Source organism: Myxococcus hansupus (genome assembly GCF_000280925.3).
Taxonomy (GTDB): Bacteria; Myxococcota; Myxococcia; order Myxococcales; family Myxococcaceae; genus Myxococcus; species Myxococcus hansupus.
The window spans coordinates 3492661-3517520 of sequence record NZ_CP012109.1 but is presented as its reverse complement, the minus strand read 5'-3'; the positions used below and the strand labels follow the sequence as shown (position 1 = coordinate 3517520).

The following is a 24860-nucleotide window of genomic DNA, read 5'->3' as shown; positions in this document are numbered from 1 at the left end:
GTGCCTGAACGCCCTGGAGGGCCCCGGCCCCGTTCCCGCCTTCGAGCTGGGCACCAAGGACGTCCCCGAGCGCTTCGCCGTCCCGAGAAGCTCTACGGCCGCGAGTCCCAGCAGGCCACGTTGCGCGGCGCCTTCGAACGCGCCGCGTTGGGCCGCTCCGGCTTCGTCCTCGTCTCCGGCTCCGCGGGGATGGGCAAGTCCGCCCTCACGGGGACCCTCAAGCGCCCCGTCGCCGAACGCCACGGCCACTTCGCGAGGGGCAAGTACGATCAGCTCCTCCGGGACTCCCCTTACAGCGGCATCTTCGAGGCCTTCCGCGAAGTGGCCCGCGGACTCCTCGGGGAGCAGGAGCAGGACCTGGAGGCGTGGCGCCACCGTCTCCTCGAAGCGGTGGGCGGCATGGGCCGGCTGGTGGTGGACGCGGTGCCGCGCATGGCCCTGGTCCTCGGAGACCAACCGCCCGTGCCGGAGCTGGGGCCCGCGGAATCGGAGCTCCGCTTCCAGCTCGTGCTGCGCAAGCTGGTGGCCGCGCTCGCCACGAAGGAGCACCCGCTCGTCGTGGTGCTGGACGACCTCCACTGGGCGGACAGCGCCAGCCTCCAGCTCCTGCGGCTGCTGCTGACCGACCGCGACATCGAACACCTGCTCGTGGTCGCGGGCTGCCGCTCCGAGGAGCTGAGCCCGGACCATCCGGTGGAGGCGCTCGCCCGGGCGCTGCAAGAGCATGACACCCCGGTCGACCGCATCGACCTGGAGCCCTTGTCGCCCGAGCACATGACCCGGCTGGTCGCGGATGTGTTCCCGCCCGCCGAGGGCCAGCACGACGCGCAGCTCGACACGTTGGTGCTCTCGCTCACGGAGGGCAATCCCTTCCACGCCGTGCAACTGCTGCGCACGTTCTACGAGCGCGGGCTGGTCCGCTTCGACGCGGACGGCGGCGGCTTCCGCTGGGACGCCAGCGCGCTGCGCGGCCAGGACTTCAGCGACGGCGTGGTGGCGCTGCTCACCTCGCGCATCCGGGAGCTGAGCTCGTCCGCGCAGTCCCTGCTCCCCATGGCAGCCGCACTGGGCCACACCTTCGACCTGCGCAGCCTGGCCATCGTGCTGGAGCGCCCGCTCGACGAGGCCGCGTACGGACTCAATGAGGTGCTCGAGGCCGGCCTCGTGGCGCCCATCGACGAACCCGACCCGGAGGCGGGCGGCACCTATCAGTTCACCCATGACCGCGTGCAGCAGGCCGCCATGGAGCTGACGCCCGCGGACGTCCATCCCGAAATCCACGCGCGCATCGGCCGGCTGCTGCTGCGGCACACGCCCCCCGCGCGCCTGGACGAGGGACTCGCGGAGCTGGTCGGCCACTTCCATCTCGCGTTGCCCGTGCTCCACGACGCGGAGGAGCGCCACCGCGTGGCGGAGCTGGACCTGCGTGCCGGCCGCAGCGCCAAGTCGCGAGGCGCCTGGTCCGGCGCCCTGCGGCTCTTGAGCACGGGCCTGTCGCTGCTAGGTGAGGACGGGTGGAAGAAGGACCGGCGCCTCACGTTCGACCTCCACGTCGACGCGGCGGAGGCGGCCTACCTCGCCGCGGACTTCGACCTGATGGAGCGGCTCGCCGCGTCCGCGCTGGCCCGCGCCGTGGACGGCGTGGAGGAGCTGCGCGTCCAGGAAGTCCGGCTCCAATGCCTCGCGCACCGGGGCGAGCACTCGCGCGGCGTGGACCTGGGCCTGGAGGTGTTGCGCAAGCTGGGGCAACCCCTGCCCTCGAACCCCAAGCAGCCGCACGTGCTGGCCGCGGTGGCGAAGACGAAGCTCCGCCTGGGCCTGCGCAAGCCCGAGGACCTCGCGGCCCTCCCCGAGTGCACCGACCCGCTGCTGCTCGCCACACTGCGGTTGATGGTAAAGCTGTCCTCGCTGGCCTTCATGGCCCGCCCGCTGCTGTTCCCGCTGGTGGTGCTCCGCGTCCTCCAGCTCACCATCCGCCATGGCGCCACTGGCGTCGCGGCGTTCGGGTACGTGGGTTATGGGCTGATGCTCAGCGTCCACCTGGGCAATCCCGAAGAGGGTTTCCGTTACGGCCGGCTGGCGCTGAAGACGCTGGACCGCTTCCAGGCGGAGAGCCTGCGGGCGATGGTGACCTTCGTCTTCAACCTCTTCATCCGCCACTGGAAGGAGCCGCTGTCGGGCTGCATCGACGACTTCTACTTCGCCGCGCAGAAGGGACAGGAGACGGGCGACATCGAGTACCTCGGCTACGCGTCGAGCGCCGGCTGCGCCACCGCCCTTATCGCGAGGGACGGCCTGGCGGAGGGCGGGCCACGCATGGACCGGTACCGGGACACGCTGGCCAACCACCGGCACAAGAACGTGCGCTTCGTCGAGTACATGCGCCACTCGCTCGACGCGCTCACGGGGACCTTCACGGGGGACGTGGAGGCCCGTGAAGAGGAGCTGATCGCGCCCTATCGCCAGCTCGACTACCGCAACGGCATCGCCACCTGTGACGTGATTCGCACCCTGCGGCGCTGGCTGTGGGGTGACGCGCGCGGAACCCTGGCGAGCGCCGAGGCCGTGGACGCGCAGGTGGAGCTCATCGCCGGGCAGATCTACCTGCCCTGGTACAAGTTCTTCCAAGGTCTGGCGCTCATCGCCATCCATCCCACGCTGGGGCCCCTGGACCGCCTCCGCTCGTCGCGCGCCATCGACGCCATCCGCAAGTCGATGCGGGGTTGGGCTCGCATCGCCCCCATGAACTACGGCGCTCGGGCGGAGCTGCTGGACGCCGAACGGGCCCGCCTGGACGGGAACGAGGACGCGGCGGCGGACGCCTATGACCGCGCCATCCGGTTGGCTCGCCAGCACGGCCTGTCGCTCGACGAAGGCGTGGCCTGTGAAGCCGCGGCGCGCTTCCATCTGGCCCAGGCCCACGAACGGGTGGCGCGCACCTATCTGGAGGAGGCGCGCGCCGCGTACCTGCGCTGGGGCGCTCGCGCCGTCGCGGCCCGGCTGGAGCGGGAGCATCCGCGCCTGTTGCCCACCACGCCCGAGCCCGTCCGCACGGACGAGCCCGCGGGCACGCCCCTGGCCGCGCTGGACCTGGAGTCCGTCATCAAGACGGCGCGGGCGCTGTCGGGAGAAATCGTCCTCGAGAAGCTGCTGCGCAAGCTGATGACCCTGGTCATCGAGAACGCGGGCGCGCGGCGCGGCGTGCTGCTGTTGAAACGGCCCGAGGGGCTGGTCATCGCCGCGGAGGGCTCGGTGGACAGCGACGGCGTGGTGTTGGAAGCGCCGGTGCCCATGGAGTCTTCCTCGGCCCTGCCCGTCTCCATCCTCCATTACGTGGTGCGCACCGGAGAGACGGTGCTCCTCCACGACGCGGCGGCGGAGGAGCCGTTCTCCGAGGACCCCTACGTGCGCAGCGCGCAGCCCAAGTCGCTGCTGTGCAGTCCGCTCTTGAAGCAGGGCGCGCTCACCGGCGTGCTGTACCTGGAGAACGACGCCACGCGCGGCGCCTTCACCCGCGAGCGGCTCGAGGTGCTGCGCATGCTCTCGTTCCAGGCCGCCATCTCCCTGGAGAACGCCGGCCTCTACGCCAGCCTGGAGGAGTACAGCCGGACGCTGGAGCGCCGCGTGGAGGAGCGCACGGCTGAAATTCAGCACAAGAACGCCGAGCTGGCGACGACGCTCACCCAGCTCCGGGACACACAGCGCCAGCTCGTCGCCCAGGAGAAGCTCGCATCACTGGGTGCGCTCACCGCCGGCATCGCCCACGAGCTGCAGAACCCGCTCAACTTCGTGAACAACTTCTCGGACCTGTCCTCCCGGCTCGCGGGGGAGCTGGAGCAGACGCTGCACGGCAAGGTGGAGCAGCTCGACAGCGAGACGCGAGAGGACGTGCTGGAGACGCTCCAGGACTTGAAGCAGAACGCGCAGCGCATCCACAGCCACGGCAAGCGGGCGTCGGACATCATCAAGACGATGCTCCGGCACTCGCGCAAGTCGGAGGGCACCCGCTCCAAGGCGGACCTCAACCTGCTGGTGCGCGACAGCATGAATCTGGCGGTCCAGGGCCTGCGCAGCCGCCCCGGCGGCGCCACCGTGAAGACGGAGACGTCGCTGGACCCCAACGTGGGCTTCGTGGAGCTGGTGGCCAGCGACATCAGCCGGATGCTCACCAACATCCTCGACAACGCCTTCTACGCCACGGCGCAGCACCAGCAGCAGGCCAGCGCGGGCTTCACGCCCCGCGTCCACCTGAGCACCCGGCGCGTGGGGAACAAGGTGGAGCTGCGCGTCCGCGACAACGGCCCGGGCATCCCCGAGGCCATCCGCGAGAAGCTGTTCCACCCGTTCTTCACCACCAAGCCCGCCGGCGTGGGCACCGGCCTGGGCCTGTCGCTGTGCCACGACATCGTCCAGGAGCATCAGGGCGACATCCGCGTGGAGAGCCCCGCCGACGCCGGGGCCGAGTTCATCATCACCCTGCCCGCCCCCTGAAAAGCGAAGGCCCCGCCTCCCGTGGGGGAAGCAGGGCCTCGAGTCACCTGGAGAAGCGAGACGCCGCTAGGCCGTCTTCTTCTCCTTCTCCATGACGAGCTGGGGCGCCTCGTGCTTGGTGATGACCTGCTCGGTGATCTTGCACTCCTTGACGCCCTCGCGGAACGGCACGTCGTACATGATCTCCAGCATCGCGTCCTCCAGGATGGCGCGCAGGCCGCGCGCTCCGGAGTGACGGCGCATCGCCTCGCGGGCGATGGCGCGCAGCGCTTCCTTGGTGAAGGTGAGCTTCACCTTCTCCATCTCGAAGAGCTTCTGGTACTGCTTCACCAGCGCGTTCTTCGGCTGCGAGAGGATGATGACCAGGTCCTCTTCCTTCAGGTCATTGAGCGTGGCGATCATCGGCAGGCGGCCGATGAACTCCGGAATCATGCCGAAGCGCATGAGGTCTTCCGGCTCGGTCAGCGCCAGCAGCTCGCCCACGCTGCGCTCCTCGCGGTGGGTGATCTTCGCGCCGAAGCCGAGGCCCTTCTCACCCACGCGGCGCTTGATGACGCCGTCGATGCCGTGGAAGGCACCGCCGCAGATGAACAGGATGTTCGTCGTGTCGACCTGGACGTACTCCTGCTGGTTGTACTTCTTCCCGCCGCGCGGCGTGACGTTGGCCCGGGTGCCTTCGATGATCTTCAGCAGGGCCTGCTGCACGCCCTCGCCGCCCACGTCGCGGGTGGCGCTGGGCATGTCACCCTTGCGGGCGATCTTGTCGATCTCGTCGATGTAGACGATGCCGCGCGAGGCCTTCTCCACGTCGTAGTCGGCGTTGTGGAGGAGGTTCTGGATGATGTTCTCCACGTCCTCGCCCACGTAGCCGGCCTCGGTGAGGCTGGTGGCGTCGGCGATGGTGAAGGGCACGTTGAGGAAACGCGCCAGCGACTGCGCCAGCAGCGTCTTGCCACTTCCCGTGGGACCGATGAGCAGGATGTTGCTCTTGCTCAGCTCCACTTCCTCGCCGGTGGGGCTCTTCACGCCCGGACGCGGCCGAGAGGTCGGCTTCTTTTGATAGATGCGCTTGTAGTGGTTGTACACCGCCACCGCGAGGACCTTCTTCGCCTGGTCCTGTCCGATCACGTAGTCGTCGAGGAACGCCTTGATTTCCAAGGGCGTCGGCAAGCTGACCTGGGGCTTGCCCTCCTCGCGCTCGTTCTCGTCCGCGATGATGTCGTTACACAGCTTGATGCATTCGTCGCAGATGTAGACCGTCGGGCCCGCGATGAGCTTGCGGACCTCGCGCTGCGACTTGCCGCAGAACGAACAAGACAGGTTGACGTGGTGCTCCTTCTTCACTGCCGCCTCCGAGTTCGCCGGCTCCGGAAACCCGGAGCCTCCTACGCCGTCCACCGCTCCCCTACCCGCACGGCCTGCCCACGTCTCGAACAGCCGTCAGGCCCACCTACCTGGGACCCTGAACCACTATAGGGCCCTCCCCTTCGGGCAGGAAGCCCGGCGGTACAGGCCCGTTGCCGAGCGTACAGCCCCGACCCCGGGTCAGCGTTCAGTAACAGCGACTCAGGCGTCCGTCACGCCCGAGGCGATGTCCTCGAGGTCTTCGGCCAGGGCGGCTGCCCGCTCGGCGACTGCGTTCGGAATCCGACGACTCCCCGACAGCTCACTGGCGAGCTTGCGGGCCATCTGCGCCAGCTTGCGCACCTGGGCGCTCTCCGGCGGCGGCTCCGGCGGGGGACGGGGGAAGCGCTCGGCGAACTCCTTCTTCAGTTCGGTCGGGCTCTTCTCCGGGCTCCAGATGCTGTCGCGCAGGGACTTGTACTCCGTGGGCGAAAGCTGCCCCCGCTCCTCGGCGTCCGCCAGCACTTCAATGACTTCGAAGGCGGGCGCGCGCTGGGGAACTCCTGGGCGGAGAGCTCCTCTTCGGGCTCGTGCTTGGTGAGGAAGCTGAAGGAACGCGTGAGCTTCAAGGCGGTCTGCTTCTTGATGTGCAGTTCCTTGAGGCAATAGGTCTCGAAGGAGGGGTAGCCCCACTCCTCGAACTTGGCTCCGTCACGGACCTGGACGAGCAACTTCCCCAGCTCGGCCCAGGTGGACTTGAAGCGCATGGCGGCCGTCAGCACGGTGTGACGGAAGGTCCCCGGGGGAACGCTCAGCGCCTTCTTGGCGATATCGGTCTCGGCAACAGATGCGGCGGACATGCCCACGGTATCGGGCATGGCCGGGGTGCCGGCAAGAAAGTGACCCTACCCCCGCTTGCCGATGGTGAACGACAGGCCGACGGTGGCCCGCTCACCCTCGTAGGCGCGGAACGGCCACTTCTGCATTTCGGACAGAAGGCACTCGTAGAGTGGACCCTTCTTGAACTGGTGGTTGTCCACCCACAGCTTGCTGACCCGGCCGTCGTTCCCGATGACGAACTCCATGGGAACCTTGGCGTAGATGCCAGGGCTGCGCTCCGCCTCTTCCTTGAAGCAGCGGAACAGCGTCGACTTGTTGCTGGCCACCACCTTGTTGATGGCGTCCTGGTCGAACTGCTGCGTCATCTCCATGCCGTCCGGCTCCGTGCTCACGCTGCCGCCCGGACGCGGCGGCTTCCGGTCCGGCGCTCGCGTGGTGGAGGCCATGGCCACCCTGCCGGGAGCGCCGCTGCCCGTGGCCGGCTTCGCGCCCGGCTCACCCGTGCCCGGACGGCGCACGCCCGTCCCCGGGTACTCGAAGAGCTCCTCGTCATCCGCGCGCGCCTGCGCCACGCGGATGGTGATTTCGCCCATCTCGAAGTCGTCTTGAGGGAGGTCGTCTCCGCCGAACCAGCCGTGGACCGCGGCGTTGCGCGCCACCTGGACGCCGACGACGCCCAGCACCAGCACGCCCGCCACGGCGGCGCCGCCCAGGACCTTCAGGCGCTTGGCCGACTTGGCGCGCTCGACGACGACGGCGGCGGCCACGCGGGAGGCAGCCTCCGCCCGGGCGATGTGGACGCGGAACGCATCCACCTCCGTCATCCGGTGGAAGTCGCGTTCGCCCGCGAGCGCCACCCACGTCTCGGGCGCCAGCTCACCCGTGGTGAGCTTCTCCACGATGAGGGTGCCACTGACGGGCCCCAGCACCAGGTCTCCGTGCTTGTAGAGCCACTGTCCTTCCACGTCCGCCGCAGGGTCTTGTCCGGCCACCATTCCGCGCGCGAGTATCCCGTGCTTCCCCACACTCAGGCAACGGCGTGCTCCCCTCGACTTCCAAGCGGATTCCTGTCGCACTGTGGATCTGGTACCGCGGCGGAATCTTTCGGGGCTTCCAGCGGCAACCGGAAGGACCCACCGTGCAGTCCGCGCTGGAAGAGGCGCTCCGCTCCGTGGGGGTCCCCGCGACCTTGATGCCGTCGGGACGGACGGACCGGGGTGTCCACGCCCGCATGCAGGTGGTGAGCGTCCGGCTGGAGCCGGGGGATTCCGCCGAGTCGCTCGAGCAGCGACTGCCTGCCCGACTGCCCCCGGGGCTGGGGCTGTGCGGGGTGCGCCGGCCGGGTTCCTTCCATGCGCAGTGGAGCGCGATTGGGAAGGAGTACCGCTACCGGCTCCGCTTGGGCGGCATCGCGAATCCCGCGTGGGCGCCCTATGTGCTGGATGTTCCGGCGGAGCCGCTGCTCCAGGCAGGAGCCACGGTGACGCCGGAGCGGCTGACGGAGCTGCTGCGGTCGGCCGAGGGGACGCGGGACTTCATCGCGTTCCACGAGAAGTCCAGTCCTCGCAAGCCCCGCACGTTGGAGTCCGCCACCCTGCATGCGCTGGGCGGTGGCCTCTATGAGGCGCGGCTGTGTGGCGAGGGCTTCGCGCGCTACCAGGTCCGGTATCTGATCGGGAGCGCGTTGAAGGTGGCCGCGGGGCTGTTGCCCGAAGAGGCTTGGCGCGCGGCGTTGGAGACGGGGTTGGCCATGGAGGGCTTCAAGGCGCCCGCGCACGGCCTGGTGCTCTGGGAGGTTTGCTACCCTCCTGGCGTGGACCCCTTCACCGCCGGGGAGCGTCTCCATCCCCCGGGGCTTCCGCTGGAGCCACCCTTCCATTTCGGGTGACACGCGGTGGGGCCCGGACGGCGGTCGTCAGTCGACCAGCCGCTCCTCGTACTTCGCGAGCAGATCGGAGATGGCCTCGCGGAGGTACTCGCTCTGGCGGATGCGGGTGGAGCGCGACAGATCCTTGAGGGCGTCGAGCTTCTCGCGGTTGAGCCGGAAGACCACAGAAGTAAGGCGGGGGCTGATGTCCATGTGCGCGACCTCCTACAGATGCGCACACATTCTCACAGGTCGGTCTGATCGCAAGAAATTCACTTCGATCCGACCGGGAAGATCCACTGAACCCCGGTGAAGGCTTCGGCATCTCCCCGCAGGCCCGCGCCGAACCCGAGCGAAAGCCCGAGCCCCCCGAACACCGCGAGCCGGTCGGAGAAGGTGTGTCGCGCGCCCAACGCTATGCGAGGCCCCACCCACGGCCCAGAAAATGGCCTGATCAGCAGGCCCAGATCATAGAAGGTCTGCCACGCCCCATCCCCGAAGAAGCTCCGGTAGCCCCCCGCCACCGAGAGATCCGGCCCACGCAGGCTCCCGCGGATCAGCACGAAGAGTTCGTCCCCGTCGTAGCCCACCGTCCGGCTGGCCCCCAGATCCAGGTGCACGTCCCCACCCGCCACGGCGCTGGACTCGGATGCGTTGATGGACTCGGCGTAGGACGCGCCGGGGCCGAGGATCAGCGAGAAGGCCCGGCGATCCGCGTACGGCGTGTCCACGTACTCGGCGGCGCTGGCCGCGGTGGGCCCTGAGAGGACCGCCGCGCTGATCAGCGCGCGGACGCGTCGCATCATGTGTGGGCCCTTTCGGGCCGTGGCGGAGCGGTCATGGACCATGGCGGCGGATGACGCTTCTAACAGGGTCCCACGCCCGGCGAGTCCCGTGTTGGCGGCCCCACCCTTCCAGGGCACGTGCATCGAAAGAATCGCGGCGGGATGATCCAGGGATGGTGGCGGATCACCCACCCCCTCTGACACGGAGCCAACTCAGCGCCTGGAGCGCCGCGAACCAAGCCCCGGCCACGAGCACGTGACGCACGTGGTTCATCCGACCCCAGGTGATCGCGGTGTCCACGGACGCAGCGGTGTCAGGCGCCTGCATCAGCCCGAACATCGTCGGGATGAAGTACGAGAACGTGAGGAGCCGATCGACGAGCGCCGCCGCCACGGCCGCCAGCCACCAGGTGCGCACCGGCCCGGAGGCCTGCGTCGCGAAGTACAGACTCGCCAGGGTGAGCAGCGTCATGGGGCCGGTGCTGACGAACGCCCAGAATCGCAGGCCCACGTCGTCCTGCCGCGCGGCCTCCGCGGACCAATGGCCGCCGGCGATGTCCAGCCACCGGGGCAGCGAGATGCGGTGCTCGTAGAGGCCCGCGCCGAACGCGATGCCCAGGTTGATGACGAAGAGCCACAGGACGATTGCCGCGAGGGAGTGCTTCAGGTTGATCATGACGCCCAAGGTGCTCCGGGAGCACGCGGCCGTCTTTCCCACCCTTGGGTCGTTTTTCTCCTTCCTGCGGAGTTCTCGATGGGTCCCCCACCCTCCCTGCTCGAACGGATTGGCACCGACGTCGTCCAGTTCCAGGATGCGTCCGCGGCGTTCGACGCCACCGTGGGAGAAGTCCTCGCGCTCGGACGCGCGGAGCTCTCGTGCCTCGCACAACTTCACTTCGGTGGCCCTGCCCCCATGAGCGCCATCCCTCCAGGGACGGACGTGGCACGGCTGGAGTTGGCGGGCTACGTCGAGAAGGAAGGGCCCCGAGGGGGCGCAGACTGGTGCTCACCGCGCATGCACGCGCGTGGATCGAGACCCTCTGGGGGCCCTTGCAGTCGGACGGACACGCGCTCATGGCGTCACTGCCGGAGGAGCACCTGCGAATCGTCGCGGGGTTCCTCACCTCGGCGCGGGCCATTCAGGACCGTCACGCGGCACGGGTGGCGAAGCTGCTCCAGGAGCCAGGGCGTTCCCGAGCGGCACGGCAGCGAGGCGGACTCTCACCCGCGGCGCTCCACCGCGTGAAGCTCTACGTCGAAGCGCACCTCGCGCGGCGAATCCCCGTGGGGGAGCTGGCCCGGCGCGCCGGACTGAGCGTCTTTCACTTCACCCGCGCCTTCCGGCAGTCCACCGGGATGACGCCGCACGCCTGGGTGCAGCAGCAGCGCGTGGAGCGAGCGCGCGACCTGCTGAGCCAATCCTCGTTGCCCCTGGGCGACATCGCACTCGCGGTCGGCTTCGGCTCACAGAGCCACTTCACCACCGTGTTCCGACGAATCACCGGCCTGACGCCCGCCGTGATTCGCCGGGATGCACGCTGACGGACGCCTCAGCTCACCACGGGCAGCGAGAACCCCTCCGGCTTGCCCGAGGCCCCCGGCTTCGCGATTCCCGCCGCGTCATTCATCCGGCCCGAGCGGAACGGCTCCAGGTCCAGCGCGACGAACTTGAACCCCAGCGCCAGGAACGCGGCGTTGATCTTCTGCCGCACGTCCGCGGCCAGGAATCGATCGTACTCCTCCGCCGCGATCTCCAGCCGCGCCACGTCCTGGTGGTACCGCACCCGGAACTGACGGAAGCCCAGCTTGCGCAGCTCCGACTCCGCCGCGGCGATCTGCAGCAACCGGTCCCGCGTCACCGCCGTGCCGTACGGGATGCGCGACGCCAGGCACGCCATCTGCGGCTTGTCCCAGGTCGGCAGACCGAGCGACTGACTCCACGCACGGATCTCCTCTTTCGTCAGCCCCGCCTGCGCCAGCGGCGAGAGCACCTTGTGCTCCTGCGCCGCCTTGTGTCCGGGCCGGTGGTCCTTGAAGTCATCCGCGTTGAAGCCGTCCAGCACCACCGCCAGGTCCAGCGTCTTCCGCTGCGCCTCGCAGATGTCGTACAGCTCCGTCTTGCAAAAGTAGCAGCGGTTCGTCGGGTTGGCCGCGTACTGGGGATTGGCGAGCTCGTTGCTCCCCATCACCACGTGCCGAGCCCCCAGCTTCCGCGCCAACTCCCGCGCCTCGTCCGCCTCCTCCGGCGCCACGGACGCGGACAGCGCGGTGAGCGCGAGCGCCCGCTCGCCCAGCTCCTCCACCGCCACCTTCAACACGAACGTCGAGTCCACCCCGCCCGAGAACGCCACCAGCGCGCTGCCGTGGGCACGCAACGCCGCACGCATGGCATCCAGCTTGGGACGCGAGGATTCACACAGTGACTGGATCCGCTCGGTGCTCAGCATGAGGCTTTCCTAAAACGAAAGGGCCCCGGATTGCATGCGCGTCGCGCTGCAACCTGGAGCCCTTCAAATTGAAACCCGGGCCCGAAAGCCCAGCGACCTAGCGAGCCTTCCGCTTCACGGCCTTCTTCGCCGCGGGAGCCGGCTTGGCCACCCGGGCCGCGCGCGTGGCCGGACGGGCCTTGGTGCCCTTGTCCGACTTCGCGGCCTTGGCGGCCGGCTTGGCCTCTTCGGCCCGGCGCGCCTTGGCGCCACCCTTCTCCGCCTTCTCGGGCTTCTCCGCCTTCTCACCCTTGGCCGGCAGCGGGTTGGCCTTCATCTTCTTGCCGGTGATGATCTTCAGCTCCTCCGTGGACATGTAGCCAAGGTCCAGGAGCGACTGGAAGATCTTCGCCGCGCCGTCCTCCACCTCCTCGACGTCGGAGTGGATGGTGACCTCCGGCGAGTTGGGCGGCTCGTACGGCTCGGTGATGCCGATGAAGTTGGGGATCTCCCCGTTGAGCGCCTTCTTGTAGCGGCCCGTGCTGTCGCGCTCGATGAGCTTCTCGGTCGGGCAGTCCACGTAGACCTCCACGTACCGACCGATGGCGCGACGGTTCTCCTCGCGGCCCGGCTTGTAGGGGCTGACGCAGGGCACCAGCGCCGCGACGCCGTTGCGCGTCAGCAGGTTCGCCACGTAGCCCAGCCGGCGGACGGACGTGATGCGGTCCTCCTTGGCATCCCCCAAACCCGACCAGAGCGCCTCGCCCACTTCACCCTCGTCGAGAATCTCGACGTTGCGGCCCACCTGCCGCAGGCGCGCCGCGATGTAGGCAGCGATGGTGCTCTTCCCGGTACCGGACATGCCGGTCAGCCAGAGGGTGAAACCAGTGTTGGAGGCCATAAGGGTCGTCTACTCCCTGCGTCCGGAGCGCTTCTTGCAAGCTGCTTCAGAACGCCGCAGATCCAAAAGATGGACGCGGTTATAGACGAAAACCCGGGCACTTGACAATTCGCGCCCACCTTTCCGCAGGTGGGGGTGACGGGCGTTCAAGTGCCTGCTGACACACGGTTTTTTCGTTTTTGCAACGCATGTTTCAGAGCGTTCTGATCACAAAGCCCCCCGCACCCCACTCATACTCCGACACGCAGTGAACACAGCCGCGCCGTACGGATCCGATGAGATAGGAAACGTCGGGCAGCAGCGGATGCCCCTCCGGCGCCGCCCGTAGCAGGTCTTCTCGCGAGAAGGTCGCAGGTGCATCGACATGCGAGTGGAAGACGCAGACAACCCGCTCCGCGCGCACATCCGCCTCGATGCACACCGCCAACCACTCCTCGGGTGCGAAGGCGTACGCCTCCCGCGGATTGGGGGCGGCATTGCGCAGGGGACGGACGCGGAAGCCGTCACCGGCCGCATCGCGGAGAATCACCCCACAGCCTTCGAGGGGATACGCGGCCTCCAGGTGTCGCGCCACGGCGGCGCGGACGTGCTCGGGCCACGGGCTCACGGCGCGGCGGGGTCCTCGCGGCTGGCGCAGCGGGAACAGCGCGGTGGCGCCATGTCCTCCACCAGCCCCGGCGCCGCCAGCCAACGGCCACCGAACGACGGCCCCAGGCCCAGACGAAGCCGCTGAAAGACGAGCGCCCCCAGCGTCCCCACCGCCACGCCCAGCGCGCCATCCGGCGGCGAGCCGAGCTGTCGCACCGTCTCGCCAAAGCACCAGAGGCAGCCCTCGGCGCTCCGGAACACCACCGCGGCGCGCACGCCGTCTCCACCTAACGCCACCCAAGGTGCGTCACCGCTCCACGCGGCGGGCAGCTCCGCCACCAGCCCCCCGCCCTGCCCCACGGGCTCCGCATCCGGGTTCAGCGCCGGCACCTCGCGCGCCAGCGCCTCCGTCACGGGCAGCCCCACGTCGGAGGCGCTCATCAGGAAGCCCGGGGCCCAGGGTCCCAACGTCAGCGAGCCCGCGCCCGCCACCGGAGTGCCACCGCCCGCCAGATACGCCGCCGCCGTCAGCCCCGCGGCGCCGATGCCATCCACCCGCACCCGCCCCGCGAGCAGCGCCTCCTGGCCGCGCCCGCCCACCTCGCGCAGGAGGATCTGCCGCGAGTACCGGAGGATCTGATCTTCCCGCAGCGCCATGCCCATCAGCCTCCCGCCATGGCGGGGATGAGGGTGATTCGGTCGGAGTCCTTCACCGGCGTGTCCAACCCGCTCAACGCGCGGATGTCCTCGTCATTGAGGAACACATTGACGTAGCGGCGGACCGCGCCGCGCTCGTCCAGGACCCGGCCGCCAATGCCCGGGTGGCGCGCGTCCAGGTCCTGCAGCACCTCGCGCACGGTGGCGCCAGCGGCGGAGACCTCGGCCTGGTTGCCCGTGAAGGCGCGCATCGGGGTGGGAATTCGAAGGGTCGCCATGCCTCACCTGCCCTGCTTGCGGAGCACCAGCCGGTGCGTCCCGTCCGGGAGCGCGTCCAAAGACACCACCTCGTGGCCCTCGTCACGCGCGTTGCGAGGCACGTTCTTCAGCGGCTCGGCGCCCCGGAGCAGCACCTCCAGGAGCGTGCCCGGCTCCAGCGCCTCCAGCTTCAGCTTCGTCCGCACGTAGGTCATCGGGCAGACCTCGCGGGTGATGTCCAAGGTCGCCGTCATGGCGTGCACGCCTCCGCGGACTCCGGGTACACCGGCACGGCCGTGACGCGGCAGCCCTCGCACTCCGGGGCCTGCGTCACGCGCGTCCGCCGCCCCAGCAGCGACACCGCGTCCAGGACATGTAACGTGGACTCCCCCCGGGGCCCTTGCGCCGCGCCGGACAGCAACTCCAGCGTCAACAGGGCCTGCACCGCGCCCACCAACCCCGCAAGCGAGCCGAGCACGCCCGCCTGCGCGCACGTGGGGACCGAATCCGGAGGCGGCGGCGCTTCATAGAGGCAGCGCAGACAGGGCCCGCCCGGGTCGACGCGCATCGCCTGCCCCTGCATGCGCAGCACGCCGCCATAGACCAGCGGTACGCCCGTCAACACCGCGACGTCGGACAGGAAGAACTTGGTGGCCACGCCATCCGTGGCGTCGATGACGGCGTCGTGCGCGCGGAAGAGTCCCTCCGCGTTGCTCGCATCCACCCGTTCCCCGAGTGCCTCCGTGGACAGCTCGGGGAAGGCACGCGCGAGGCCCGCCACGGCGGACTCGGCCTTGTTCCGGCCCACGTCCGACGGCCGGTGCCAGAGCTGGCGCGGCAGATTCGTCACGTCCACCCGGTCGGGATCCGCGAGCGTCAGGTGGCCCACACCGGCCTGCGCCAGCGCCAGGGACGCCGGGCAACCCAGCCCGCCTGCTCCCACCAGCAGGATGCGCGCGCGCTCCAACCGGGATGCATGGGGAATTCGGGGATGGTGATCTGTGCCGTGGCCATGCATCGGTTTGCTGCTCCACGAGGTCGGAAACGAATATGGTGGGGCCGCCTGCGTACCACCTTGCAGAAAGGCGCAGGTACCCTTCCACCGTCCCGCCTTCGCGCGGACCTCACCTGCCAGGACATATGAAAAACCTGACCGGCGTGCTCGTCTTTTCCGCTGCCCTCCTCCTCCTCGCTCCCGGCTGCTCCCGCAAGACGGGCGAGGCCCCGGGGCCCACCGATGCATCCTCCGCCCCCAGCGAGTCCACCAAGACGGGGGCCAGCAAGGGCGAGCTGGGCACTGAAGTCGACTCGGGCGCGGGGGGCACGGCGCGCGCGGCCCAGGAAGCCTGCGTGGACGCGTGGCTCCAGAAGAACGGCCTGGACACATATGGCAACCCCGAAGGCAGCATGTACACGGGGGGCACGCCGCTCTTCGACGAGCGGACCGGCGAGAGCACGGACCGCCTGGAGTTCATCTTCAAGAACAAGCCCGAGGTGCGTCAGGCGTGCTCGGGGGATGCCTCCGCCGACTGACGCGGTGCTTCCACGGGGCGTGGGGCCTGCCTCCTCGCCCTCCCGGAAGCAAGGCAGGCCACCTCCGGGATTCCCGGCCCCCCTGCGGCTCCCGTAGACTGCCGGGCGAATGGATTCCCAACTCGCCCTCAGCGAGGAGACCCCTGCCAACGACCTGCGCGCTCGCGTGCGGAAGGTCCTGGAGCGCCGCAAGCTGACGGACAGCGTGTCGGCGGAGCAGGCGACTGCCTCGTGGGAGCAGGACCGCTTCGTCGCCCGCGCCCGCGCGCTCTTCTACGCGCGGATGATGTTCCTCACGCTGGGTCTGCTCATCCTCGCGGTGCCGGCGTGGAGTGGCTACTTCGGCCTCACCGGCCCGTTCTCCTTCGTCGGCTACTTCGCGATGCTGCTCTACAGCGTCGCCAACCTGCTGGTCATCGACCATCCGAAGGCGGGCCGCTGGGTGACGTACATCACCCTGTGCCTCGACGTGGCCATCAGCGTGGTGCTCATCGTCAAGCCGCACGTGGGCGGCGGCCTCCAGAGCCCACTGCTGGCCACGCAGCTCCTCTTCACCACGCTCTTCGCCATCCTCTACCCCAAGCCGCTGGCCATTCTTCCGCCGCTGCTAGCGCTGCCCATCACCACGCGGCTGGACCTGCTCCTCAACCGCTCCGTGACGGCGGTGGAGCTGCTGACGCTGCTCTGGTACCTCGCGCTCAACTTCATCATCGTCTACGTGCTCGTGTACCTGAACGAGCGCGAGGCCGCCGCGCACCGCGAGGTGGTGTCCCTGCAGGGCGACCTCAAGGAGCTGGCGGTGGTGGAGGAGCGCAACCGGCTGGCGCGCGAGATTCATGACGGACTGGGCGCGTCCCTGTCGTCGATGATCATCCAGTCCGAATACATCCTGAACCTCGCGCGCGAGGACGGGCTGCGCGAGGAGATTCGCGAGCTGAAGCTCACGGCGGAGGAGTCCATCGAGGAGCTGCGGCGCAACCTGCGGATGATGCGCGAGGACTTCGAGCTGGCGCAGGACCTGGAGGACTACGCGAAGACGTTCCGCGAGCGCACCGGCCTGGACATCCGCTTCGAGCGCACCGGCCTTCAGCGCAAGCTCAGCCCGGACGCGCAGTTGGCGCTGTTCCGCATCCTCCAGGAGTCCCTGTCCAACGCGGTGAAACACGCGGAGGCCAAGGGCGTCCAGGTGCGGCTCGACTTCAGCGAGGAGCGCGTCAACCTCGTCGTGCGCGACGACGGCAAGGGCTTCGACCCCTCCCGGACGCCGCGGGGCCACTACGGTCTTCTCAACATGCGAGAGCGCGCCATGAAGCTCGGTGGCCAGCTCATTGTCGACTCGTCACCCGGCGCGGGCGCGCAGGTGGCATTCTCCCTTCCCTGTCGCCCGTCATGACCGGAGCCCCCGTGGACGCCCCGCAGCCGCCCTCCTCACCGCCCATTCGCGTCTTCGTGGTGGAGGATCAGACGAAGATCCTCAAGAACCAGCTCCGCCTGTTCGAGAACCACCCGGAGATGGACATCATCGGCACCGCGCTCTCCGGCGAGGCCGCGCTGGAGGAAGTGCCCAAGCTGATGCCGGACGTGCTCCTGTTGGATTTGGGGCTGCCGCGCATGAGCGGCATCGACGTCACGCGCGAGGTGAAGGCGCGCTTCCCCAAGATTGAAATCCTCATCTTCACCATCTTCGACGAGGAGGACAAAGTCCTGGAGGCCGTGAAGGCGGGGGCCTCCGGCTACCTGCTCAAGGGCGCCCCGGTGGACAAAATCATCGAGGCCATCAAGGAGGTCCGCGCGGGGGGCACTGTCATCCAGCCCAACCTCGCCCGCCGGCTGCTCCGCCACTTCCGCGTGGAGCCGGACGCCAACCCCGCGCCCACCGCGCCCGAGCCCGTGCCCGCGGCCAATGACGCCCTGCTCGAGCCGCTGCTCAAGCCGCTGTCGGACCGCGAGCGGGAGATCCTCCAGCTCATCGCCAAGGGCGTGTCCAACAGCGAGGCCGCGCGGCTGCTCGACCTCAGCAAGGCGACCATCCGCACGCACCTGGAACACATCTACCGGAAGCTCGAGGTCACCAACCGCGTGGAGGCCGTCACCGAGGGCATCCGCAAGGGCCTCATCTCCGTCTGACGCCGTCGCGCCGCTCCCGGTGGCTCAGGCTCAGTAGCTCCGGGACACGGCCGCACCGGGCCGCTCCGCGGCGGCGGCCTCGACGACCAGGTCGGCGTAGCGGTTGACCGGGTCACCCGGATGGGTGCCATCCTTGAAGTAGAACGTGTACCCGTCCCACGCATCGGGCCGGGAGTCGTTGGCGAAGAGCCACAAGGCCCCGGCGGCCACGCCCGCGTTGCGCAGACACTCCAGCCAGCCCCGGTACAACGCGCGCCGCTGTGAGATGTCGAAGTCCCCCGCGTTGCGCAGGCCCAGCTCACCCACGAACAAGGGCTTGCCCAGGCTCCGCGCGACGGCGGCGTGTTCGCGAATCCACCGGGCGCCCGCCTCCGCCGTGTCCGTGCCGCCCAGGCCCCAGGACTCCGGATAGAAGTGCACGGACGCGAAGTCGATGTATGGCGACGCCGTGTTGCGCGTGAAGCTGGAGCCCGGCGTGTGGAACACCGGAGACCGGGCGCGGGTCCAGAAGAGCGGGTCATAGCCCTCCGTGGTGGGCTCGAAGCCCTCCTCACCCGTTCCCACCAGGTGGCCGGGCGCCAGGGACTTCACCTCGCGGGCCACGTCATCAATCCACGTCCGGAGCCGCGCGCCATCCCGGTCCAGCCCTCGGCCCCGGGGCTCGTTGAGCAGCTCCCACGCCAGGACGGACGGATGGTCGCCGTAGCGGATGCCGTCCACCGTGTTCACCCGGTTGAGCAGGTGCGTGACGTGCGCCTTGTAGTGCCGCACCACCGCCGGGTCCGTGAAGAAGCGCGGGTCCCCTTCCACCGGCGAGGGCAGGCCCGCCCACGCCACGTACTGCCGGGTGCCGCCGTAGGCGTTCCAGTAGTTCCCCAGGGTCAGCACCAGCCGGATGCCATGGGCCCGGGCCCGGGCCAGCACCCAGTCCAGCCCCACGAGGGACGTCTCGTCGTACTCCAGCGGCGCCACCTGCATGGCGGTGTCGCCCACCTTCGACACCGCGTCGTTGTGCCCGTTGGTCCGCAGCGCCCGAACCCCCATCGCCGAGGCCTTGGCGAGCACCTCTTCCAGGACGAGGGACTCCGACGCGCCGCGACGGACGTCACGGGTGGCCTCCTCCTGGAGGAAGTAGGCATTGAGCACCATGGTGCCGGAGGGCAACCGATCCAGGTGCTGCGCCGGCCCCCGCGGGCAGCTCGCGGCCACGGCTTCCAGCATGACCGGATCCCCGTCACCACACGCCCCCAGCAGGAAGGCGACGGCGGCGACGGAGCTCCGGGGAGGAAGGGGCATGAATGCAATCTAACGACGCCACGTGCCTCACGCATCGGTCCCGAGGTCTGGGCTAGGTTGCTCCGTCATGGAGCTCAAGCTGGAAGGCGTGTCGAAGACCTATCCCAACGGCACCCGAGCCTTGCAGGGTGTCAATCTCACCATTCCGCGCGGAATGTTCGGGCTGCTCGGACCGAACGGCGCCGGCAAGTCCACGCTGATGCGCAGCATCGCGACGCTGCAGGACGTGGACGCGGGCGCCATGACGTTCGACGGCATCGACCTGCGCCGGGACAAGGACCGGCTGCGCGAGGTGCTCGGCTACCTGCCCCAGGACTTCGGCGTGTACCCCAAGGTGACGGCGTGGGACATGCTGGACCACCTCGCGCAGCTCAAGGGGCTGGCCCAGCGAGGCCCCCGCCATGACGCGGTGAAGGCGCTGCTCCAGAAGACGAACCTCTGGGAGCACCGCGACCGGCGGCTCGGTGGATTCTCCGGCGGCATGAAGCAGCGCTTCGGCATCGCCCAGGCGCTGCTCGGCAACCCGAAGCTGCTCATCGTGGACGAGCCCACCGCCGGGCTCGACCCCGCCGAGCGCTTCCGCTTCCACAACCTGCTGGCCGAAATCAGCGCGGACGTGGTGGTGCTGCTCTCCACGCACATCGTGTCGGACGTCGCGGACCTCTGTCAGAACATGGCCATCCTCGCCCACGGCAACGTCGTGGCCGCCGGGCACCCGCTGAAGCTGGTGGAGTCGCTGCACCAGCGCGTGTGGAAGCGCTTCGTCACGCACCAGGAGGAACTGGACGCCCTCATGAAGGAGCTGGAGGTCATCGCCGTGCGCCGCGTGGCCGGGCAGCGGCTGGTCCACGTCCACGCGGAGAGCGCGCCTGCTGGCTTCGAGCCCGCCACGCCGGACCTGGAGGACGTGTACTTCCACGCCCTCGCCAGGGCCTCCAAGCAGTCCTGAGGGCCGCCATGTTCACCGCCCTCCTGACCTTCGAGCTGCGGCGCCGGGTGAAGATGATCTCCACCTGGGTCTACGCCGCCGTGCTGGCCACCGCCGCCGCGCTGATGACACTGGCCATTGGCGCCGTGTTCAAGGGCTTCTCGGTGGCCTCCGGCCCCGAGCTGGTCCGCGTCAACAGCCCGCACACCGTCTTCAACTTCACCACCAGCCTGGCCTATTTCGGGCTCTTCATGGTGGCCGCCGTCTTCGGCCAGGCCGCCTATCAGGACTTCGGCCACAACACCTGGATGCTCATCTTCACGAAGAACGTGAAGAAGACGCCGTACCTGCTCGGCCGGTTCCTGGGCGCGTATCTCTTCAGCGCCGTGTTGATGCTCGCCATCATCCCCGGCCTCCTCGTGGGCGCCGCGGGCGTCTGGGTGGTGGACGCGGACCGGCTCACGTCGTTCCGGCTCGCCACGTACCTGTGGCCCTACGTCGTGGGCGTCTGGCCCACGCTCTTCGTCGCGGGCGCCGTCTTCTTCACGCTGGCGGCCGTCACCCGGCGCATGGCCCCTGTCTACGTGGGCGTCGTGGTGCTGGTGATGGGCTACCTGGTGCTCAGCTCCGCCATGTCCGACGTGCAGCACCAGGACCTGGCGTCCCTGCTGGATCCCTTCGGCTTCCTCACCTTCGAGAACGCGACCCGCTACTGGACCGCCGCCGAGCGCAACCGGGACCTCATTCCCCTCTCGGGGCTGCTGCTCGCCAACCGGGTGCTGTGGAGCGTGGTGGGCGCGGTGTTCCTCGGCTTGGCCGTGCTGCGCTTCCGCACCACCGTGGAGGAGCAGCGCGGGCGGGGAGCCCACCGGGAGACGGCGGCCCCCGCGCCGGTCGCCATCCCCACCCTCCAGGCGGCGCCCACGACGGCAACCTGGCTGCGCACGGCGCTGTCGACCGCGTGGCTGTCCTACCGGGACGTGCTCCGCTCGCCCGTGTTCTGGTCCTTCGTGGTGGCCGGGCTCGCCATGGGCACGATGGGTATCTCCGTCTCCAAGTCGATGTTCGGCACCGCCACCTGGCCGGTGACGTGGCAGGTGTTGGAGACGGCCTCGCGCACGTTCCAGCCCTTCCTCATCATCACCATCACCTTCTACGCGGGTGAGCTGGTGTGGAAGGAGCGCGACGCGGGGTTGGCCGACATCGTGGACGCGACCCGCGCGCCTTCGTGGGTGAGCTATGGCGCGAAGCTGAGCGCCCTGCTGCTGGTGGCCTTCTCCCTCAAGGCCGTGGCCATGGTCTCCGCGCTGCTGTCCCAGGTGCTGCGCGGCTACTTCGACATCGAGTGGAGCCTCTACGCCACCCAGCTCTTCCTCCTGGACTTCCCGCACGACGCGCTCTTGTGCGTGCTGGCGTTCTTCGCCCAGGTGCTCATCCACCAGAAGTACCTCGCGTACCTGGTGATGGTGCTCTACTTCGTCCTCCAGGCCGCGCTGAGCCTGATGGGCGTGGAGGACGCCCTGGTGCGCTACGGCTCCGAGCCCGTGCTGCGCTTCTCCGACATGAACCGGTTCGGCAGCATCCTGCCCGCGCTCGGGTGGTTCCGCGCGTACTGGTACGGGCTGGCCGCGCTGCTCGTGGCGGTGGGCTACCTGCTCACCGTCCGGGGCCGGGAGACGCGATGGAAGCAGCGGTGGGCCGCGGCGAAGGCCCGGCGCTCGGCGGCCTGGAGCGTGGCCGCGGCGCTGTCGCTCTGCGCCTTCGTGGGCGCGGGCGCGTTCATCTACTACAACACGCACCTGCTCAACCCGTACGTCACGCAGAAGGACCGTGAGCGGCGGCAGGCCCGGTACGAGAAGGAATACGCCTCCTACGCCGCCCTCCCCCACCCGCGCATCACCGCGGCGGAGGTCACCTTCCACATCCATCCGGAGGCGCTGCGCCTGGAAGCCCTGGGGACGTACCGCCTCCGCAACACGACGGACGTGCCCATCTTCAAGGTGCTGCTGAGCCTGCCGGACGACGCCCACGTGCGCGGCCTGTCGCTGGGAGGCGTGACGCGGCCGGCGGCGCACGACGCCGAGCTGGGTCTCTTCGTCTATGAGCTGCCCCAGCCGATGGCGCCCGGCGACATCTCCGCCATCACCTTCGATCTGGAGTTCGGCGACCGTGGCTTCAAGCACGGCGGAGCGCGCACCGACATCGTGGGCAACGGCACCTTCTTCAACAACGGAAACCTGCCGGTGCTGGGCTACCAGAAGGACGCGGAGCTGTCGGACGACCGGGACCGCAAGGACTACGACCTGCCTCCTCGCGAGCGCATGCCGGACCGGGATGACGCGAAGGCGAAGCAGGACAACTACATCCGCCAGGACTCGGACTTCATCACCTTCCAGGCCACGGTGAGCACGTCGAAGGACCAGATCGCCATCGCGCCGGGCTATCTGGAGAAAGAGTGGATCGAAGGCGACCGCCGCTTCTTCCGCTACAAGATGGACCAGCCCATCCTCAACTTCTTCTCCGTGCTGTCCGCGCGCTACGAGGTGATGCGCGACACGTGGAAGGACGTGAAGCTGGAGATCTACCACCACCCCACGCACACCTTCGCGTTGGACCGGATGATGCGCGGCATGAAGGACGCGCTGGCGTACTGCAGCGAGCAGTTCGGCCCCTACCAGCACCGCCAGGCGCGCATCCTGGAGTTCCCCCGCTACGGCAGCTTCGCCCAGGCCTTCCCCAACACCATACCGTACTCCGAGGCGATTGGATTCATCGCGCGCGTGGACGACGGACGCGCCGACGACGTGGACTACCCGTACTACGTCACCGCCCACGAAATCGCGCACCAGTGGTGGGCCCATCAGGTGGTGGGCGCTCGGGCCCAGGGTGCGACGATGACGTCGGAGACGATGGCGCAGTACTCCGCGCTGATGGTGATGAAGCACCGCTACGGCGTGAAGAAGATGAAGCGCTTCCTCAAGTTCGAACTGGACCGCTACCTCTCCGGCCGCGCGTTCGAATCCAAGAAGGAGGTGCCGCTGTCACGCGTGGAGAACCAAGCGTACATCCACTACCAGAAGGGCAGCCTCGTCATGTACGCGCTGCAAGACTTCATCGGCGAGGAGCGGGTGAACCGGGCGCTGCGCCGGTACGTGGAGAAGGTCCGCTTCCAGGGGCCGCCGTACACGGGCTCCACCGAGCTGCTCGGCTTCCTCCGCGAGGAGACGCCGCCGGAGTTCCAGTACCTCCTCGAGGACCTGTTCGAGAACATCACCCTCTACGACAACCGCGCGGTGTCCGCCCAGATTCGGCCGAACAGCCAGGGCACGTGGGACGTCACCCTCAAGGTGGTGGCGAAGAAGTTCCGGGCGAACGAGACGGGTGAGCAGACCGAGGTGGATTTCGAGGACTGGATGGACGTGGGCGCGCTCGACGAGCGCGGCGAGGCCGTCTTCCTGGAGAAGCGCAAGGTCCTCAAGGGCGAGTCGGAGATTGTCTTCACAGTCCCCGTGAAGCCCTTCCAGGTCGGCATCGATCCGCTCAACGTGCTCATTGACCGCACGTCCACGGACAACGTGACGGAGCCCACCCTGGGCACGGCACTGTCCATGGGGAGCCCCGCCACGCCCTGAGGGCGTCAGCGCCAGCGGATGCGCAGGTCGAACCCGTCGGGCGGCTCGTAGCGCTCGACATCGACCAGGGGCTCGCTGGCGCCGGCCTGCCGCAGCGCACCCTCACAGGTGCCCGCGGCGGCCTCCGCGGGGAACGGGTAGCCGCGGAAGCGCACGCGCCAGTCCGCGGGGCCCAGGGACTCGACGTGGATGTCCACGGGCGAGAACACCGAGCTGAAGCTGAGCGACACGCGCTTCATCGCGCGCTCGGGGCCGGCCACCTTCAGTGCCATGGCCACGACCTTGCCCACCAGGGTGTCGAAGTAGCTGCGCACCAGGCCCCGCCCCAGCTCTCGGTACGCGGCCCTCCTGTCCATGGCCGCGTATCGCAGTCGCACCACCGCGTCCTGGCACCCGATGAACACGGCGGCGGGATAGACGGCGCGCGGCTTGTCCAGGTCGAAGCCCGCGGCGAGGAACTCGGCCTGGAGGGCTGCGTCGGGCTTCGACAGGCGGACCAACGATTCGAACAACGTGGACTGGACGGTGACTTCGGTCGGCATCGGTGGCGCGGCACCCTAGGGGAGTCAATCCTTCCGGGAAAGTCAGCGTGTTCGCGGACATTGACTCGCCAACGTCCGGCGTCAGCCCCCTGGAGTGGGTCCACCGGACACGACGCCGCGGGTCCCAACACATCACGCAATCCCACGACCCGCCGGGCCAGCTCACGCAACGGCATTTCCAAGAACAGGCGCGCGCCCATGGGCGTGAAATTCACCTGAATGCCATGCATCGATCCCGAAGTCTCAGTGATTGAGAATGTATCATCCAGCCCTGAGACAAAGCCCTCCGTGTGTCGAGCTGCGTGACATCTGTCTCGGGAATCGAGAATCCGGATGGGCGGGCCAAAGTCGATGATGAGCACCACCTGCGGCGAGGGCAGCTCGCGGCGGCGCATGGGACCCGGCGTCCATTCGTCGTATCCCCAGTAGGGTCCTCGGACGAGCGCGCGGAGCCGAGCATCCGGCGTGCGCGCCACCATCTCCCAGCGCCCCTCCTCCGAGGCGTGACGGATGACTCGGAGCGCTGGAGCGGGACTGGACACGGAGCGACCTCACCGGTGTCAGACAGGATTGCAAGGATGCTTCCGGGCGCTGAATCCGAAGGGGCCCCCGGCGCCATCCTTATCAAGGCCTGACACAAGAAAC

The 24860-nt window shown here is 68.9% G+C and carries 22 protein-coding genes and 2 pseudogenes; 8 read left to right on the top strand and 16 right to left on the bottom strand.

Going from position 1 to position 24860, the window contains the following annotated elements:
• Positions 1 to 4491 carry a trifunctional serine/threonine-protein kinase/ATP-binding protein/sensor histidine kinase gene (locus A176_RS13695; protein ID WP_226994306.1) on the top strand — a complete coding sequence of 1497 codons (4491 nt, stop codon included), beginning with the start codon at positions 1 to 3 and terminating at the stop codon, positions 4489 to 4491.
• 66 nt (positions 4492 to 4557) lie between these two features.
• On the opposite strand, the gene clpX is transcribed toward A176_RS13695, so the two are convergent.
• From clpX to A176_RS13680, 3 genes and pseudogenes are all read right to left on the bottom strand, one after another.
• Positions 4558 to 5835 (bottom strand): ATP-dependent Clp protease ATP-binding subunit ClpX, encoded by a 1278-nt coding sequence (gene clpX, locus A176_RS13690; RefSeq protein ID WP_002636512.1) that lies wholly within the window; start codon positions 5833 to 5835, stop codon positions 4558 to 4560.
• A 222-nt stretch (positions 5836 to 6057) separates the two neighbouring features.
• Positions 6058 to 6713 (bottom strand): annotated as a pseudogene (locus A176_RS41025) (hypothetical protein).
• Positions 6714 to 6740: 27 nt separating this feature from the next.
• Entirely contained in the window at positions 6741 to 7670 is a 930-nt protein-coding gene (locus A176_RS13680) for an AgmX/PglI C-terminal domain-containing protein (protein ID WP_002636514.1), read from the bottom strand.
• Positions 7671 to 7714: 44 nt separating this feature from the next.
• Between A176_RS13680 and A176_RS13675 the strand changes: the two genes are divergently transcribed.
• On the top strand, positions 7715 to 8563 hold the full coding sequence (locus tag A176_RS13675) for a tRNA pseudouridine synthase A (protein ID WP_044889139.1): 849 nt from the start codon (positions 7715 to 7717) through the stop codon (positions 8561 to 8563).
• A 27-nt stretch (positions 8564 to 8590) separates the two neighbouring features.
• Here the strand turns inward: A176_RS13675 and A176_RS37965 are convergent, their stop codons facing one another.
• From A176_RS37965 to A176_RS13665, 3 genes are all read right to left on the bottom strand, one after another.
• Entirely contained in the window at positions 8591 to 8755 is a 165-nt protein-coding gene (locus A176_RS37965) for a ribbon-helix-helix domain-containing protein (RefSeq protein WP_021780942.1), read from the bottom strand.
• A gap of 59 nt (positions 8756 to 8814) precedes the next feature.
• Positions 8815 to 9348: a hypothetical protein gene (locus A176_RS13670; protein ID WP_002636517.1), complete on the bottom strand. Its 534-nt coding sequence runs from the start codon at positions 9346 to 9348 to the stop codon at positions 8815 to 8817.
• Between the two features lie 163 nt (positions 9349 to 9511).
• A complete protein-coding gene (locus A176_RS13665; protein ID WP_002636518.1) occupies positions 9512 to 10003 on the bottom strand; it encodes a DUF1772 domain-containing protein in 492 nt (163 codons plus the stop codon).
• Positions 10004 to 10401: 398 nt separating this feature from the next.
• Between A176_RS13665 and A176_RS39905 the strand changes: the two genes are divergently transcribed.
• Complete coding sequence (locus A176_RS39905) at positions 10402 to 10869, top strand: helix-turn-helix domain-containing protein (protein ID WP_226994304.1); 468 nt, start codon at positions 10402 to 10404, stop codon at positions 10867 to 10869.
• Between the two features lie 8 nt (positions 10870 to 10877).
• On the opposite strand, the gene larE is transcribed toward A176_RS39905, so the two are convergent.
• From larE to A176_RS13625, 7 genes are all read right to left on the bottom strand, one after another.
• A complete protein-coding gene (gene larE / locus A176_RS13655) occupies positions 10878 to 11774 on the bottom strand; it encodes an ATP-dependent sacrificial sulfur transferase LarE (RefSeq protein ID WP_002636520.1) in 897 nt (298 codons plus the stop codon).
• A 97-nt stretch (positions 11775 to 11871) separates the two neighbouring features.
• The gene (cysC, locus tag A176_RS13650; protein ID WP_002636521.1) at positions 11872 to 12654 is read right to left on the bottom strand and encodes an adenylyl-sulfate kinase; all 783 of its coding nucleotides are present in this window, start codon (positions 12652 to 12654) and stop codon (positions 11872 to 11874) included.
• A gap of 193 nt (positions 12655 to 12847) precedes the next feature.
• Complete coding sequence (locus A176_RS13645; protein ID WP_002636522.1) at positions 12848 to 13261, bottom strand: M67 family metallopeptidase; 414 nt, start codon at positions 13259 to 13261, stop codon at positions 12848 to 12850.
• On the bottom strand, positions 13258 to 13899 hold the full coding sequence (locus A176_RS13640; protein WP_044889240.1) for a HesA/MoeB/ThiF family protein: 642 nt from the start codon (positions 13897 to 13899) through the stop codon (positions 13258 to 13260). Before A176_RS13640 ends, A176_RS13645 begins: the two co-directional genes overlap by 4 nt.
• 5 nt (positions 13900 to 13904) lie before the next feature.
• Complete coding sequence (locus tag A176_RS13635) at positions 13905 to 14177, bottom strand: ubiquitin-like small modifier protein 1 (protein WP_044889137.1); 273 nt, start codon at positions 14175 to 14177, stop codon at positions 13905 to 13907.
• Positions 14178 to 14180: 3 nt separating this feature from the next.
• Positions 14181 to 14420 (bottom strand): sulfurtransferase TusA family protein, encoded by a 240-nt coding sequence (locus A176_RS13630; RefSeq protein ID WP_144429535.1) that lies wholly within the window; start codon positions 14418 to 14420, stop codon positions 14181 to 14183.
• Positions 14408 to 15175 (bottom strand): HesA/MoeB/ThiF family protein, encoded by a 768-nt coding sequence (locus A176_RS13625; RefSeq protein WP_002636526.1) that lies wholly within the window; start codon positions 15173 to 15175, stop codon positions 14408 to 14410. Before A176_RS13625 ends, A176_RS13630 begins: the two co-directional genes overlap by 13 nt.
• Before the next feature lie 122 nt (positions 15176 to 15297).
• On the opposite strand from A176_RS13625, the gene A176_RS13620 reads away from it, so the two are divergent.
• The 3 genes from A176_RS13620 to A176_RS13610 all read left to right on the top strand — a co-directional run bounded on the left by A176_RS13620 (position 15298) and on the right by A176_RS13610 (position 17817).
• Complete coding sequence (locus A176_RS13620; RefSeq protein WP_226994303.1) at positions 15298 to 15690, top strand: hypothetical protein; 393 nt, start codon at positions 15298 to 15300, stop codon at positions 15688 to 15690.
• Between the two features lie 109 nt (positions 15691 to 15799).
• Positions 15800 to 17083, top strand: coding sequence for a sensor histidine kinase (locus A176_RS13615; protein WP_002636528.1), 1284 nt, complete (start codon positions 15800 to 15802; stop codon positions 17081 to 17083).
• Positions 17080 to 17817: a response regulator gene (locus A176_RS13610; protein ID WP_044889135.1), complete on the top strand. Its 738-nt coding sequence runs from the start codon at positions 17080 to 17082 to the stop codon at positions 17815 to 17817. Before A176_RS13615 ends, A176_RS13610 begins: the two co-directional genes overlap by 4 nt.
• A 30-nt stretch (positions 17818 to 17847) precedes the next feature.
• Here the strand turns inward: A176_RS13610 and A176_RS13605 are convergent, their stop codons facing one another.
• A complete protein-coding gene (locus tag A176_RS13605) occupies positions 17848 to 19113 on the bottom strand; it encodes a glycoside hydrolase 5 family protein (RefSeq protein WP_002636530.1) in 1266 nt (421 codons plus the stop codon).
• A gap of 67 nt (positions 19114 to 19180) precedes the next feature.
• On the opposite strand from A176_RS13605, the gene A176_RS13600 reads away from it, so the two are divergent.
• Both A176_RS13600 and A176_RS13595 read left to right on the top strand, forming a co-directional pair.
• Entirely contained in the window at positions 19181 to 20062 is an 882-nt protein-coding gene (locus A176_RS13600; RefSeq protein ID WP_002636531.1) for an ABC transporter ATP-binding protein, read from the top strand.
• An 8-nt stretch (positions 20063 to 20070) separates the two neighbouring features.
• Complete coding sequence (locus tag A176_RS13595; RefSeq protein WP_002636532.1) at positions 20071 to 23673, top strand: ABC transporter permease/M1 family aminopeptidase; 3603 nt, start codon at positions 20071 to 20073, stop codon at positions 23671 to 23673.
• Positions 23674 to 23678: 5 nt separating this feature from the next.
• Here A176_RS13595 and A176_RS13590 read toward each other — a convergent pair whose 3' ends face one another.
• Together A176_RS13590 and A176_RS41195 are read right to left on the bottom strand one after the other, a co-directional pair.
• Positions 23679 to 24215 carry a DUF2378 family protein gene (locus A176_RS13590; RefSeq protein WP_002636533.1) on the bottom strand — a complete coding sequence of 179 codons (537 nt, stop codon included), beginning with the start codon at positions 24213 to 24215 and terminating at the stop codon, positions 23679 to 23681.
• Positions 24216 to 24370: 155 nt separating this feature from the next.
• Positions 24371 to 24694: pseudogene (locus A176_RS41195) on the bottom strand (DUF6597 domain-containing transcriptional factor); the annotation flags it as partial.
• Positions 24695 to 24860: the final 166 nt, after the last annotated feature.

What these genes read in the sequence shown, in the direction of transcription:
- A176_RS13640 (WP_044889240.1), bottom strand. Translation starts at nt 13,899, where the DNA reads ATGGCGCTGCGGGAAGATCAGATCCTCCGGTACTCGCGGCAGATCCTC.
- A176_RS13595 (WP_002636532.1), top strand. Translation starts at nt 20,071, where the DNA reads ATGTTCACCGCCCTCCTGACCTTCGAGCTGCGGCGCCGGGTGAAGATG.
- A176_RS13620 (WP_226994303.1), top strand. Translation starts at nt 15,298, where the DNA reads ATGAAAAACCTGACCGGCGTGCTCGTCTTTTCCGCTGCCCTCCTCCTC.
- A176_RS13590 (WP_002636533.1), bottom strand. Translation starts at nt 24,215, where the DNA reads ATGCCGACCGAAGTCACCGTCCAGTCCACGTTGTTCGAATCGTTGGTC.
- A176_RS13625 (WP_002636526.1), bottom strand. Translation starts at nt 15,175, where the DNA reads ATGCATGGCCACGGCACAGATCACCATCCCCGAATTCCCCATGCATCC.
- A176_RS37965 (WP_021780942.1), bottom strand. Translation starts at nt 8,755, where the DNA reads ATGGACATCAGCCCCCGCCTTACTTCTGTGGTCTTCCGGCTCAACCGC.
- larE (WP_002636520.1), bottom strand. Translation starts at nt 11,774, where the DNA reads ATGCTGAGCACCGAGCGGATCCAGTCACTGTGTGAATCCTCGCGTCCC.
- A176_RS13665 (WP_002636518.1), bottom strand. Translation starts at nt 10,003, where the DNA reads ATGATCAACCTGAAGCACTCCCTCGCGGCAATCGTCCTGTGGCTCTTC.
- A176_RS13600 (WP_002636531.1), top strand. Translation starts at nt 19,181, where the DNA reads ATGGAGCTCAAGCTGGAAGGCGTGTCGAAGACCTATCCCAACGGCACC.
- A176_RS13635 (WP_044889137.1), bottom strand. Translation starts at nt 14,177, where the DNA reads ATGGCGACCCTTCGAATTCCCACCCCGATGCGCGCCTTCACGGGCAAC.
- A176_RS39905 (WP_226994304.1), top strand. Translation starts at nt 10,402, where the DNA reads ATGGCGTCACTGCCGGAGGAGCACCTGCGAATCGTCGCGGGGTTCCTC.
- A176_RS13610 (WP_044889135.1), top strand. Translation starts at nt 17,080, where the DNA reads ATGACCGGAGCCCCCGTGGACGCCCCGCAGCCGCCCTCCTCACCGCCC.
- A176_RS13680 (WP_002636514.1), bottom strand. Translation starts at nt 7,670, where the DNA reads ATGGTGGCCGGACAAGACCCTGCGGCGGACGTGGAAGGACAGTGGCTC.
- cysC (WP_002636521.1), bottom strand. Translation starts at nt 12,654, where the DNA reads ATGGCCTCCAACACTGGTTTCACCCTCTGGCTGACCGGCATGTCCGGT.
- A176_RS13605 (WP_002636530.1), bottom strand. Translation starts at nt 19,113, where the DNA reads ATGCCCCTTCCTCCCCGGAGCTCCGTCGCCGCCGTCGCCTTCCTGCTG.
- A176_RS13615 (WP_002636528.1), top strand. Translation starts at nt 15,800, where the DNA reads ATGGATTCCCAACTCGCCCTCAGCGAGGAGACCCCTGCCAACGACCTG.
- A176_RS13670 (WP_002636517.1), bottom strand. Translation starts at nt 9,348, where the DNA reads ATGATGCGACGCGTCCGCGCGCTGATCAGCGCGGCGGTCCTCTCAGGG.